Annotated in this window: 10 protein-coding genes; 1 reads left to right on the plus strand and 9 read right to left on the minus strand. The window is 55.8% G+C overall.

The features are described 5' to 3' along the window. Nucleotides 1–55: 55 nt before the first annotated feature. The 7 genes from AB5Y71_RS13330 to AB5Y71_RS13360 all read right to left on the minus strand — a co-directional run bounded on the left by AB5Y71_RS13330 (nucleotide 56) and on the right by AB5Y71_RS13360 (nucleotide 7813). Nucleotides 56–1000 carry a TerC family protein gene (locus AB5Y71_RS13330; protein ID WP_368171777.1) on the minus strand — a complete coding sequence of 315 codons (945 nt, stop codon included), beginning with the start codon at nucleotides 998–1000 and terminating at the stop codon, nucleotides 56–58. Between the two features lie 302 nt (nucleotides 1001–1302). Then, a complete protein-coding gene (oppF, locus tag AB5Y71_RS13335) occupies nucleotides 1303–2298 on the minus strand; it encodes a murein tripeptide/oligopeptide ABC transporter ATP binding protein OppF (protein WP_005337666.1) in 996 nt (331 codons plus the stop codon). Continuing rightward, nucleotides 2299–3279, minus strand: a complete 981-nt coding sequence (locus AB5Y71_RS13340) for an ABC transporter ATP-binding protein (protein WP_005337668.1) — start codon at nucleotides 3277–3279, stop codon at nucleotides 2299–2301. It lies immediately after the preceding gene. Nucleotides 3280–3333: 54 nt separating this feature from the next. Then, a complete protein-coding gene (gene oppC / locus AB5Y71_RS13345) occupies nucleotides 3334–4245 on the minus strand; it encodes an oligopeptide ABC transporter permease OppC (protein WP_005337670.1) in 912 nt (303 codons plus the stop codon). 14 nt (nucleotides 4246–4259) lie between these two features. Continuing rightward, nucleotides 4260–5180: an oligopeptide ABC transporter permease OppB gene (oppB, locus tag AB5Y71_RS13350; protein ID WP_005337672.1), complete on the minus strand. Its 921-nt coding sequence runs from the start codon at nucleotides 5178–5180 to the stop codon at nucleotides 4260–4262. 98 nt (nucleotides 5181–5278) lie between these two features. Continuing rightward, nucleotides 5279–6898, minus strand: a complete 1620-nt coding sequence (locus tag AB5Y71_RS13355; RefSeq protein ID WP_368171778.1) for an ABC transporter substrate-binding protein — start codon at nucleotides 6896–6898, stop codon at nucleotides 5279–5281. A gap of 279 nt (nucleotides 6899–7177) precedes the next feature. Next, nucleotides 7178–7813, minus strand: a complete 636-nt coding sequence (locus tag AB5Y71_RS13360) for a YchE family NAAT transporter (RefSeq protein WP_005337678.1) — start codon at nucleotides 7811–7813, stop codon at nucleotides 7178–7180. An 840-nt stretch (nucleotides 7814–8653) separates the two neighbouring features. Between AB5Y71_RS13360 and adhE the strand changes: the two genes are divergently transcribed. Then, nucleotides 8654–11320, plus strand: coding sequence for a bifunctional acetaldehyde-CoA/alcohol dehydrogenase (gene adhE / locus AB5Y71_RS13365; RefSeq protein WP_019446648.1), 2667 nt, complete (start codon nucleotides 8654–8656; stop codon nucleotides 11318–11320). A gap of 101 nt (nucleotides 11321–11421) precedes the next feature. Here adhE and AB5Y71_RS13370 read toward each other — a convergent pair whose 3' ends face one another. Both AB5Y71_RS13370 and AB5Y71_RS13375 read right to left on the minus strand, forming a co-directional pair. After that, complete coding sequence (locus AB5Y71_RS13370) at nucleotides 11422–12117, minus strand: hypothetical protein (RefSeq protein ID WP_368171779.1); 696 nt, start codon at nucleotides 12115–12117, stop codon at nucleotides 11422–11424. 405 nt (nucleotides 12118–12522) lie between these two features. After that, entirely contained in the window at nucleotides 12523–13263 is a 741-nt protein-coding gene (locus AB5Y71_RS13375; protein WP_005337681.1) for a YebC/PmpR family DNA-binding transcriptional regulator, read from the minus strand. Nucleotides 13264–13319 lie beyond the last annotated feature (56 nt).

Consider the following 13319-nt stretch of genomic DNA (forward strand, 5'->3'; position numbering starts at 1 on the left):
TGAAAAAGGGCTCCCGCGGGAGCCCTTGTTGTTATTGCTTAATTGTCTTCCGCGCTCAAGCGGCCTTTTTACGGGTCACAAACAGACTCAGCCCCATGGATGCCAGCAGGATCAACGCGACTACGCCCAGTGCGATACCGGTCGGGATCTTGAAGATATCCAGCAACAGCATCTTGACCCCGATAAACATCAGGATCAGTGCCAGACCGTATTTGAGCAGGGCGAAGCGATCAGCCACACCCGCCAGCAGGAAGTACATGGCACGCAGACCCATGATGGCGAAGATGTTGGAGGTCAGCACGATGAAGGGATCCGTGGTCACCGCGAAGATGGCCGGGATACTGTCCACCGCGAAGATGAGGTCGCTCACCTCCACCAGCACCAGAATGAGCAGCAGCGGGGTGGCATAGCGCACACCGTCCCGCCAGACGAAGAACTTCTCCCCTTCCAGGGTCTCGGTCACCTTGAAACGACGGCGCATCCAGCCCAGCAACGGGTTGTTGGCGAGATCAGGCTCCTTGTCGGACGCCCACAGCATCTTGGCACCGGTCAGCAGCAGGAAAGCGCCAAACAGATAGAGGATCCAGTGGAACTGCTCGATGAGCCAGCTGCCCGCGAACACCATACCGGCACGCATCACGATGGCACCCAGTACCCCGTAGAGCAGCACCCGGCGCTGCAGCTCGGCCGGAATGGCAAAGTAACCGAACAGCATCAGCCAGACGAAGACGTTGTCCACTGCCAGCGCTTTCTCGATGAGGTAGCCGGTGAGGAACTCCAGTCCCTTCTGGTTGGCAATCTCACGGCCCGCGCTGTGATCCAGCCAGAGCCAGATGGCCAGGTTGAAGAGCAGGGCCACGCTGACCCAGATGAGGGACCAGACGCCCGCCTCTTTGAGAGATACCTTGTGTGACTTGCCGCCACCGACAAAGCGTATGTCTATCCATAACAGGACCAGCACTATGCTGAAGAAACCGGTCCACATCCACCATTCACCCATGTTCACTTCTCCCAAAAACGACAAAACCCACGACCGAGAGGCGTGGGTTTGCGTTTGGAGCAGATACACCTTGCCTCTCGGCAAGGTCTCACTTACAGCTGATTTGCATCGACTGCCCGGCTGCCGGGTGCACTGCAGGATATGGGTGCACCGTAATGACGACAAACCGGCGAGAAGTTACTCCCCTTGTTGCGCGGATAGTAGCAGCGGTAAAAGATAACGCCAAGAGGCATCTTCACTGCCGTCAAAAATAAATCGGGGCCCCATCAAGGAGCCCCGCAAGCAGGTTCAACACATCCCCATCAGAGCGGGTCGACCTTGAGGCAGGAGACCGCGTGATCGAAGTTCCCCTCCAGCACGGGGCGGGTCTTGGCGCACTCGGGGCCAGCCACCGGGCAGCGGGTGCGGAACACGCAACCGGACGGCGGGTTCATCGGTGAGGGCAAGTCCCCCTCCAGGATCTGGATCACCTTGTTGCGCTCCAGCTCAGGGTCCGGGATCGGCACCGCTGACATCAGCGCCTTGGTGTAGGGGTGCAACGGGTTGGCGAAGATCTCCTTGCGGGTCCCCAACTCGACGGCGTTGCCCAGATACATCACCAGCACCCGATCGGAGATATGCTTGACCACCGACAGGTCGTGGGCGATGAAGATAAGCGACAGCCCCATCTCCTTTTGCAGGGATTTGAGCAGGTTGACCACCTGTGCCTGGATAGAGACGTCGAGCGCCGAGACCGGCTCGTCGCAGATGATCATCTTGGGCTCGAGGATCAGCGCCCGGGCAATCCCGATCCGCTGGCACTGGCCGCCAGAAAACTCGTGCGGGTAGCGGTTGACCAGGTTGGGCAACAGCCCCACCTTGCTCATCATGGCGCGCACCTTCTCCTTCACCTCTTCCCGTGGCAGGTTGGGATAGAAGGTGATGAGCGGCTCGGCGATGATGTCGCCAATGGTCATGCGCGGGTTCAGAGAAGCCAGCGGGTCCTGGAAGATCATCTGGATCTCTTTACGCTTCTCGCGCAGGGCATTCTGATCGAGCTTGGTAAGGTCGTCACCCAGCCACACCACCTTGCCATCGGTGGCCGGTACCAGACCGATGATGGCGCGGGCAAAGGTCGATTTGCCGCAGCCGGACTCCCCCACCACACCGAGGGTTTCACCCTCATAGAGACGCAAGGTCACCCCATCGACCGCCTTGAGGTCGGACGGTTTGGCCCAGGGCCACGCCTTGCCACTCTTGATACTGAAGTGGACCTTGAGGTCAGACACTTCCAACAGCAATTTTTTGTCGGCACCCATTTAGTTGGCCCCCTTGTTCATGGCATCCGAAACCCAGTGGCAAGCACGCTCCCGACCGTCGTTGAACGGGGTCAGGATCGGTGACTGCTGGCCGCAAATCTCGCTGACCCGGTGGCAACGCTCCTGGAAGGGGCAGCCGGTCGGCAGACGCAGCAGGTTGGGCGGATTGCCCGGGATGGTGGGCAGCACTTCCCCTTCGGTATCGAGACGAGGAATGGCGCGCAGCAGGCCTTCGGTGTAGGGGTGGCTCGGGCGATAGAAGATATCGTCTACCTTGCCGTACTCCATGGTACGACCGGCATACATCACCAGCACCTTGTTGCAGATACCGGCGACCACGCCAAGGTCATGGGTGATCATGATGATGGCAGTGTTGAACTCGCGCTTGAGCTCGTTCATCAGAGTCATGATCTGGGCCTGTACGGTCACGTCGAGTGCGGTAGTCGGTTCGTCAGCGATCAGCAGTTGCGGCCGGCAGAGCAGTGCCATGGCGATCATCACCCGCTGACGCATGCCGCCGGAGAACTCGTGGGGATACATGCCCATCCGCTTGCGTGCTTCGGGAATTTTCACCGCATCGAGCATCCGTACCGACTCTTCGAACGCTTCCGCCTTGCTAACGCCCTTATGCAACATCAGCACTTCCATCAGCTGATCCTGCACCTTCATGTAGGGGTTGAGCGAGGTCATGGGGTCCTGGAAGATCATGGCGATCTTCTCGGAGCGGATCTTGTTGAGCTTGGACTCCGGCAGGTTGAGGATCTCCTCACCCTGAAACTTGGCGGAACCAGTAATTATGCCGTTTTTGGCCAGCAGCCCCATGATGGCAAAGGCCGTCTGGGATTTGCCGGAGCCGGACTCGCCGACGATCCCCAGGGTTTCCCCCGCAGAGAGAGAAAAGTTGAGGTCGTTGACCGCCACCACATTGCCGTCCGGGGTCTTGAACTCGACCCGCAGATCTTTCACATCCAGTAACTTCATATAAAAACTCCTTATCGATCTTTCGTGATGCTTTCCTGTCGATCCGATGCTCGATTAACGATCTTTCGGATCGAGGGCGTCACGCAGACCATCCCCGAGGAAGTTGAAGCAAAACAGGGTCACCACCATAAAGCAGGCGGGGAACAGCAGTTGCCAGATGGCCACTTCCATCGACTTGGAGCCTTCATCCAGCAGGGCACCCCAGCTGGTCATCGGTTCCTGAACACCAAGACCCAGGAAACTCAGGAAGGATTCAAACATGATCATGCCCGGCACCAGCAAGGTGGCGTAGACGGCCACGATACCGAGTACGTTCGGTACGATGTGACGGGTGATGATCTTCCACTTGGAGACGCCACAGACGTGGGCTGCCTCGATAAACTCCTTGCTCTTGAGGCTGAGAGTCTGGCCGCGCACGATCCGCGCCATGTCGAGCCAGCTCACCGCCCCGATGGCGATAAAGATGAGCGCCAGATTGCGGCCAAAGAAGGTGACCAGCATGATGACGAAGAACATGAAGGGGAAGGCGTTGAGGATCTCCAGTACCCGCATCATCAGGCTGTCGACCCGCCCGCCGATAAAGCCGGAGGCCGCGCCATACAGGGTGCCGATGATGACCGCCACCATGGCGCCCATAATGCCGACCATCAGGGAGATGCGGCCGCCCAGCAGGGTGCGCACAAACAGATCGCGCCCCAGACTGTCGGTACCAAAGTAGTGACCCGCTTCCATATCCGGCGGCGACTGCATGGCGCCCCAGTCCGGATCGTCAAAGGTGTATTGGGACAAATGGGGGCCAAAGATGACCGCCAGACCGATGATGGTCAGAATGATCAGGCTGGTCAGGGCCGCCTTGTTGCGCAGGAAACGGCGACGGGCATCCTTCCACAGGGAGCGCCCCTCTACCACCTCTACTTTTTGCGCGAACGCCTCGACGGCATCGCGTTTTTCAGTTGAAACAACCATGATGAACTCCCGAATTAGTAACGGATCTTGGGATCGATAAAGGCGTAGAGGATATCGACCACAGCGTTAAAGGTGATGGTGAGGGCGCCGACCAGAATGGTCAGACCGAGCACCATGGAGTAATCACGGTTAAGGGCACCGTTGACGAACAGCTGACCGATCCCCGGCAGGCCGAAGATGGTCTCGATCACCACGGAACCTGTGATGATGCCGACAAAGGCCGGGCCCAGATAGGAGACCACCGGCAGCATGGCCGGACGCAGCGCGTGTTTCAGGATGATGTGGCGCAGCGGCAAGCCCTTGGCACGGGCTGTACGGATGAAGTTGGAGTTCATGGTCTCGATCATGCTGCCCCGCATGATCCGCGAGATGGCAGAGATGTAGTACATCATCATGCCGAACACCGGCAGCACCATAAACTGGATGCCACCACCCTGCCAGCCACCGGCAGGGAACCAACCCAGATGAATACTGAAAAACAGCACCAGCAAGGGCGCCAGCACAAAGCCCGGGATCACCACCCCGGCCATGGCCGACGACATCAGCAGATAGTCGATGATGGTGTTCTGTTTCAGGGCCGCTATGGTGCCGAAGGTGACCCCCAGCAGCACGGCGAAGAAGAAGGCCGTAGTCCCGATCTTGGCGGAAACAGGCAGCGCCTGGCTCACCAGATCATTGACGGTAAAATCCTTGTATTTGAAAGAGGGGCCCAAATCACCCTGCACCAGGTTGCCTAGGTAGGTGAGATATTGCATGCCAATAGGTTTGTCGAGCCCATATTTGGCCTCGATGTTGGCGATGACTTCGGGGGGCAGTGAACGCTCGCTGGTAAAGGGGTTACCCGGGGCGAAACGCATCATGAAGAAAGAGACGGTGATCAAGACCAGCAGAGTCGGGATCGCTTCCAATAGCCGTTTAAAAATGAATTTCAACATAGACATTTCCTGTCCTGTACTGCTTCCAAAGGGTCGCGATTGTAATAAAGGCCCACCGTCTGGCGGGCCCTGCTTGTTATGCGACTTGTTGCTTTAAATCAGTGAGCAATGATGTACATATCTTTGCTGTAGAGGTTATCCAGCGGGTTGGCCGGGTAGCCGCCTACATAGGGTTTGACCATACGGGCAGTAACGTACTGGTAGATAGGGGCGATCGGCATGTCCTTGGCCAGGATCTCTTCAGCATGGACGTAGAGCTTGTTACGGGCAGCCACATCGACCTGATCACGGGATGAATCCATCAGCTTGTCGAACTCCGGATTGGAGTACTTGCCGTCGTTGTTACCGTGGGTGGTCTGCATCAGATCCAGCATGGAGGAGGCTTCGTTGTAGTCGGCGATCCAGCCGGCACGACCTACGTCAAACTGACCCTGTTTCTTGGTTTCCAGGTAAGTTTTCCACTCCTGGTTGACCAGGCTCACCTGCACGCCCAGCTTCTTCCACATGGAGGCCACGGCCACAGCCACTTTCTTGTGGTTGTCGTCGGTGTTGTAGAGCAGTTCGAACTTCAGCGGCTTGCTGGCATCGAAACCGGCCTCTTGCAGCAGCGCCTTGGCCTTGGCATCACGCTCGGCCTGAGTCATCTTCGACCACTCGGGCGCTACCGGCTTGAAGCCATCGACGAAGTCCGGCACCAGGGTGTAACCGGGCGTCTGACCCTGCCCCATCACCTTGTCGGCGATCACGTTGCGATCGATGGCATAGGAGAGCGCAGTACGGACACGCACATCGTCAAACGGCTTCTTCTTGACGTTGTACTGGTAGTAGTAAGTACCAACATAACCGGTCACTTTCAGCTCGTCCGGCTTCTCTTTCTTCATCTGCTTGAAGCGCTCGATGGGCATCTGATAGGTGATGTCCACTTCGCCCGCCAGATAGCGGCTCAGGTCGGCGTTGGTAGACTGGATGGGCAGATAGACCACCTTGTTGATAACGGTCTTGCCATCATTCCAGTAGTGCTTGTTGCGCTCCACTTCGACGCGCTCGTTCACCACCCAGTTCTTCAGGGTATAGGCACCGTTGGATACCATATTTTCCGGCTGGGTCCACTTGTCACCAAACTTCTCGATCACCTTCTTCGGTACCGGATAGGTGGTGGTGTGGGAGAGCATGCTGACGAAGTAAGGGATCGCTTTCTCGAGTTGCACTTCGAAGGTGTAGTCGTCGGTCGCCTTCACGCCCAGCGTATCAGCCGGCTTTTTACCTGCGATGATCTCGGAGGCATTGGCAATGGTCGGGATCTCCAGATACCAGGAGTAAGGAGAGGCGGTTTTCGGATCAACGGCACGCTGGAAAGCAAAAACGAAATCGTGGGCAGTGACCGGGTCACCGTTGGACCACTTGGCATCTTTGCGCAGGTGGAAGACGTAGTGCTTGTTATCCTTGGTTTCCCAGGATTCAGCCACAGCCGGGAGAATTTCGCCTTTCGGGCCGGAAGCAACGAGACCCTCGAACAGGTCGCGCAGGATATTGGATTCGACCGTTCCTTCGGTCTTGTGCGGGTCAAGGGTCGCAGGCTCGGAGCCGTTGCCTTTTACCAGTTGCTGGACTTCAGCCAGCTTGGTTCCCGCCGGGACATCGGCAGCCTGAGCCACATTGACGCCACCAAACAGTGCAGCCACCAGCAATGTGTTAATCATTGTTTTTTTATGAGTCATTTCCCTACTCCAACAAGAACATTCCATGCATTTTTTAAAGTGACGGGGTTAAAACCCGCTCCCAGCATAATTCCCTGCCAATTCCGATAATGCAACAGATATTGTCAGGGTAATCGTCATTTTATGGTCAAAAAATCAGCTAGCATGCGCTTTTCCAGTATTAAAACACCAGCAAAGCGCTCATTTTTCACACAAACGACCGATTCTAGAAAAGACCGGGCAAAAAGCAACCAATAAAAAGCCGGTCACGAGGACCGGCTTTCATAAAGCGGAGCTGGCTCACATCAGGCTGGGGAAAACCCCCTTGATACCGGCCACCATGATCTCGATACCCAGCGACATCATGATAAGACCCATGATACGGGTCACCACGTTGATGCCGGTGTTGCCCATGATCTTGAACAGCAGCGGCGCGGCGCGGAAGATAAGCCAGGAGCAGAAAGAGAAGACCACGACAACCACTGACATGCCGAGCAGCTGCTGCCAGTGGCTCTGGCTGGCATAGACAATCACCGAGGAGATGGCACCGGGGCCCGCCATCAGCGGCAGCGCCAGCGGTACCACGGCGATAGACTCGCGCACCGCCAGTTCACCCTTCTCCTGTTTGTTGTGCTTTACCTCGCCCAGCTTGCCCTGCAGCATCGACCAGGCAATCAGGGTAATCAGCGACCCACCGGCGATCCGGAACGATGCCAGCGAGATGCCAAAGCCATCGAGGATCAGCTGCCCCATATACATGGAGACCAGCAGGATCACCATCACCGCGATATTGGCGGTGGTATTGGTTTTCATCCGCTCAGCCTGGGTATGGTGGCTGGTCAGGCTGACAAACACCGGCAACAAACCAAGCGGGTTGATAATTGCGAACAAACCGACAAAAAACTTCAGATACAACGAGACGTCAATTGCTGCCATAGGCGCCTTCCAATAGAGTTTCGGGCCCAGCGGGCCAGTCCATTAATTTCGTGCGTAAATTTACATCATAGCCAGAGCGGGCACCAATCAAATAATCTCACCATTTTGAGGGTTTTTTAGTTAGTTCATCTAATGCATCCGCGCTAACTGGCATAAACCGATGCCAAAAGCCCTTTCTACCGCCCGACACGCGTCAGAACAGTGAGCGCAAGCCTGCTTAATCATGACCAGAGAGTCCGATGATGACTGACCGAATGACCAAGCGACTCGAGAGAATCCAGGCTCTGCCTTCCCACTATTTCAGGCCAGACATCACTTCATTGACTCGGCAAGAGAGCCACAATGCAAAAACCGGGAAAGCGGGCAGAAATGGCCCCCTCGGGGAATAAAGCGGATTAGTCATGGATTAAAACAACAAGCATTTTTGCAACAAACGCTGGAATAAAGTGCGTTTGTCGGTGATTTTGAAACCGATTCACTCATATTTGCTAACCTATACCGCCAAAATAGCTCTGCAATCCTATGTTCGATTGCAATTAACCACTTGATAAATGTGGTTTATTACCCTGCGTTAACAAGCCTCTCACCTTTCCCTTTGATGCACATTCCGATAACATCAGTCAAACAAGGATTGTGAAATAAAATTTCTTTTGTTCTTTTGTTACACATGATCCAGATCAAGTTTTTCTGAGTCAGCCCCGCTCTATAATCGACTCAGAAAGCGATTTAGTAAGGCATGTGAAAAAGCTGTTGCAACGATACCGTCTTGACAGGGCGACTATAATTGCCGGGCATTGCCAACGTCTTACTAAACAGTTTTCAAATAATCAGGAGATAAACATGGCAGTAACCAATTTGGCTGAACTGGATGCACTGGTCGCCCGCGTTAAGGAAGCCCAGCGTGAATTCGCCAGCTTCTCTCAAGAGCAGGTAGACAAGATCTTCCGTGCCGCCGCCCTGGCCGCCAACAACGCCCGTATCCCCCTGGCCCAGATGGCCGTGGAAGAATCCGGTATGGGTATCATCGAAGACAAGGTTATCAAGAACCACTTCGCCTCCGAATACATCTACAACAAGTACAAAGACGAGAAGACCTGCGGCATTCTGAGCGAAGATGATCAGATGGGTACCATCACCATCGCCGAGCCGGTAGGTATCATTTGTGGTATCGTTCCGACCACCAACCCGACCTCCACTGCGATCTTCAAATCCATGATCGCGCTCAAGACCCGCAACGCCATCATCTTCTCCCCGCACCCCCGTGCCAAGAACTCCACCAATACCGCTGCCAAGCTGGTACTGGATGCAGCTGTTGCCGCTGGTGCACCGAAAGACATCATCGGCTGGATCGACCAACCGTCTGTTGAGCTCTCCAACGCCCTGATGAAGCACGAAGACATCAACCTGATCCTGGCCACCGGTGGCCCGGGCATGGTGAAAGCAGCCTACTCCTCCGGTAAGCCTGCTATCGGTGTGGGTGCTGGTAACGTACCTATCGTTATCGACGAAACCGCCGACGTGAAGCGTGCCGTCGCCTCCATCCTGATGTCCAAGACTTTCGATAACGGCGTGGTCTGTGCTTCCGAGCAAGCGGTCATCGTTGTTGATGCCATCTACGACCAGGTTAAAGAGCGCTTTGCATCCCACAAGGGTCACGTGCTCTCCAAAGAAGATGCTGACAAGGTACGTAAAGTCATCCTGATCAACGGCGCCCTGAACGCCAACATCGTTGGCCAGCCAGCCACCAAGATTGCCGAGATGGCAGGCGTGACTGTACCGGCTGATACCAAGATCCTGATCGGTGAAGGCGTCAAGCTGTGTGCAGAAGATGAGTTTGCTCACGAGAAATTGTCCCCGCTGCTCGGTATGTTCCGTGCAAGCAGCTTCGAAAACGCCGTTGATATGGCCTGTGACATGGTCAACATCGGTGGTATCGGCCACACCTCAGGTCTGTACACCGACCAGGACCGCAACGCTGACCGCATCAAGTACTTCGGCGACAAGATGAAGACCGCGCGTATCCTGATCAACACTCCGTCTACCCAAGGCGGTATCGGTGACCTGTACAACTTCGCAATGGCTCCGTCCCTGACCCTGGGTTGCGGTTCCTGGAGCGGTAACTCCATCTCCGAAAACGTGGGTCCGAAGCACCTGATCAACAAGAAGACAGTCGCAAAACGGGCAGAAAACATGCTGTGGCACAAACTTCCGAAATCCATCTACTTCCGTCGTGGTTCCCTGCCGATCGCTCTGAGCGACCTGGAAGGTAAAAAGCGTGCCATGGTCGTAACTGACCGCTTCCTGTTCAACAACGGCTACGCCGATGAACTGGTCAGCCTGCTGAAAGCACAGAATATGGAAGTGGAAGTGTTCTACGAAGTAGAAGCTGACCCGACCCTGGCTGTGGTTCGCAAGGGTGCCGAGATGGCCAACTCCTTCAAACCGGACGTTATCCTGGCGCTGGGCGGTGGTTCACCGATGGATGCGGCCAAGATCATGTGGGTGATGTACGAGCACCCGAACACTGCGTTCGAAGATCTGGCCATGCGCTTCATGGACATCCGCAAGCGTATCTACAAGTTCCCGAAAATGGGCGTGAAGGCCGAACTGGTCTGTATCACCACCACTTCCGGTACCGGCTCTGAAGTCACTCCGTTTGCAGTAGTAACCGATGAAGTGTCTGGTCAAAAGTATCCGCTGGCTGACTACGAGCTGACCCCGAACATGGCCATCGTTGATGCCAACTTGGTCATGGGCATGCCGAAGTCCCTGTGTGCCTTCGGTGGTATCGATGCCGTGACTCACGCCATGGAAGCCTATGTTTCCGTACTGGCTAACGAGTACTCCGACGGCCAGGCGCTGCAAGCCCTGAAAATGCTGAAAGAGTACCTGCCGTCCAGCTACCAGAACGGTGCCAACGACCCGATCGCTCGTGAGAAGGTGCACAATGCTGCCACCATCGCCGGTATCGCGTTCGCCAACGCCTTCCTGGGTGTGTGCCACTCCATGGCTCACAAACTGGGTGCCGAGTTCCACATTCCGCACGGTCTGGCTAACGCCCTGCTGATCAGCAACGTCATCCGCTACAACGCGAACGACAACCCGACCAAGCAGACTGCGTTCTCCCAGTACGATCGTCCGCAGGCTCGTCGTCGTTACGCCGAAGTCGCTGACCACCTGGGTCTGACTGCTGCCGGTGACCGCACCGCAGCCAAGATCGAGAAGCTGCTGACCTGGCTGGACGAGCTGAAGGCTACCCTGGGTATCCCAGCCTCTATCCGCGAAGCTGGCGTGACTGAAGCTGACTTCCTGGCCAAGGTTGACCAGCTGGCTATCGAAGCCTTCGATGACCAGTGCACCGGCGCCAACCCGCGCTACCCGCTGATCAGCGAGCTGAAGCAGGTTCTGCTGGACTCCTACTATGGTCGTCCGTTCACCGAAGCCGCTCCGGTAACTGCTGCCCCGGTTGAAGCCAAGGTTGAAGGCAAGAAGAAATCCAAGGCCTGATAACCAGTCCTGAGATAACAAGCCCGCGCACTGCGCGGGCTTTTTTTATCTGCCACTTATCACAGAGCTCCTCTCTCCAGCCGATTGCGGTAGTGCAGCCCCTAACTTCCCAACCAACCAACCAACCAACCAACCAACCAACCAACCAACCAACCAACCAACCAACCAACCAACCAACCAACCAACCAACCAACCAACCAACCAACCAACCAACCAACCAACCAACCAACCAACCAACCAACCAACCAACCAACCAACCAACCAACCAACCAACCAACCAACCAACCAACCAACCAACCAACCAACCAACCAACCAACCAACCAACCAACCAACCAACCAACCAACCAACCAACCAACCAACCAACCAACCAACCAACCAACCAACCAACCAACCAACCAACCAACCAACCAACCAACCAACCAACCAACCAACCAACCAACCAACCAACCAACCAACCAACCAACCAACCAACCAACCAACCAACCAACCAACCAACCAACCAACCAACCAACCAACCAACCAACCAACCAACCAACCAACCAACCAACCAACCAACCAACCAACCAACCAACCAACCAACCAACCAACCAACCAACCAACCAACCAACCAACCAACCAACCAACCAACCAACCAACCAACCAACCAACCAACCAACCAACCAACCAACCAACCAACCAACCAACCAACCAACCAACCAACCAACCAACCAACCAACCAACCAACCAACCAACCAACCAACCAACCAACCAACCAACCAACCAACCAACCAACCAACCAACCAACCAACCAACCAACTAGCCCCAACCAATCCGTTATCGACATCCCAACCTGTGACTCTGTATTGATGGCCCCCTCTGATAACAAGAGCACGCTCCATCACCTCCTCTCCCCTACCCGCAAAGCAATTACCCTGACGGGCAGATGTAAGCAGCCAACGCCATCTCAAGAGCTAAAGGTGTGATAAACAGGATAAGCGGAGCTTCGCTAACGCAACGCAGCAGAACTGCCGACTGGCATACGTGCAGGGCCACCCGACTGACAGATACAGAGCAATGATAATGCGCAGAGAAAGCGGGAAAGATTGTCAGTGAAGAGAGTTATTGCGCCGATTGCTCAACCGACACATCAGCAGTTGCCACGATGCAAAGATAAAAAAATGGCAGCCATCAGGCTGCCATCGGGAGAGCACGATTCAGCGATCAGAGGGTCGCAGCGACTTCATCGGAGATGGAGCCGTTGTGGTAAACCTCTTGCACGTCGTCCAGATCTTCCAGCATGTCGATGAGGCGCATCAGTTTGGGTGCAGTCTCTGCATCCAGCTCAGCTTCGGTGGAGGGGATCATGGTCACCTCGGCGCTCTGGGCCTTGAAGCCGGCAGCTTCCAGACCGTCCAGCACGGTACCGAAGTCGTTCGGGGTTGTGTACACCTCGATGGTGCCATCCTCTTCAGTGACCACGTCATCGGCGCCCGCTTCCAGCGCGGCATCCATCAGGGCATCTTCGTCTACGCCCACGAAGGTCAGCAGACCTTTCTTGCTGAACAGATAGGCAACGGAGCCGTCGGTACCCAGGTTGCCACCGCACTTGCTGAAGGCGTGGCGCACTTCGGCTACGGTACGGTTACGGTTATCGGTCAGGCACTCTACCATCACGGCAGAGCCAGCCGGACCGTAACCTTCGTATACGATGGTCTCGAGCTGTTCGCCATCGCCACCACCGGCGCCACGCTGAATGGCACGGTTGATGGTGTCGCGGGTCATGTTGTTGGTCAGGGCGGCAGTCACCGCAGCACGCAGACGCGGGTTGTTGGCCGGATCGGCATCACCCAGACGCGCGGAGGTAGTGATTTCGCGGATCAGCTTGGTGAAGATCTTGCCACGCTTGGCGTCCTGAGCGGCCTTGCGGTGTTTGATGTTGGCCCATTTACTGTGACCTGCCATAGAGACTCTCCGTTATTTTTTAAATGTCAGTAACACTGATCATGACTAACCCAAGG

This window comes from Aeromonas sp. R9-2 (assembly GCF_040908025.1).
GTDB classification, from domain to species: domain Bacteria; phylum Pseudomonadota; class Gammaproteobacteria; order Enterobacterales; family Aeromonadaceae; genus Aeromonas; species Aeromonas veronii.

What these genes read in the sequence shown, in the direction of transcription:
- AB5Y71_RS13330 (WP_368171777.1), bottom strand. Translation starts at nt 1,000, where the DNA reads ATGGGTGAATGGTGGATGTGGACCGGTTTCTTCAGCATAGTGCTGGTC.
- AB5Y71_RS13340 (WP_005337668.1), bottom strand. Translation starts at nt 3,279, where the DNA reads ATGAAGTTACTGGATGTGAAAGATCTGCGGGTCGAGTTCAAGACCCCG.
- AB5Y71_RS13375 (WP_005337681.1), bottom strand. Translation starts at nt 13,263, where the DNA reads ATGGCAGGTCACAGTAAATGGGCCAACATCAAACACCGCAAGGCCGCT.
- AB5Y71_RS13355 (WP_368171778.1), bottom strand. Translation starts at nt 6,898, where the DNA reads ATGACTCATAAAAAAACAATGATTAACACATTGCTGGTGGCTGCACTG.
- AB5Y71_RS13360 (WP_005337678.1), bottom strand. Translation starts at nt 7,813, where the DNA reads ATGGCAGCAATTGACGTCTCGTTGTATCTGAAGTTTTTTGTCGGTTTG.
- adhE (WP_019446648.1), top strand. Translation starts at nt 8,654, where the DNA reads ATGGCAGTAACCAATTTGGCTGAACTGGATGCACTGGTCGCCCGCGTT.
- oppF (WP_005337666.1), bottom strand. Translation starts at nt 2,298, where the DNA reads ATGGGTGCCGACAAAAAATTGCTGTTGGAAGTGTCTGACCTCAAGGTC.
- oppC (WP_005337670.1), bottom strand. Translation starts at nt 4,245, where the DNA reads ATGGTTGTTTCAACTGAAAAACGCGATGCCGTCGAGGCGTTCGCGCAA.
- oppB (WP_005337672.1), bottom strand. Translation starts at nt 5,180, where the DNA reads ATGTTGAAATTCATTTTTAAACGGCTATTGGAAGCGATCCCGACTCTG.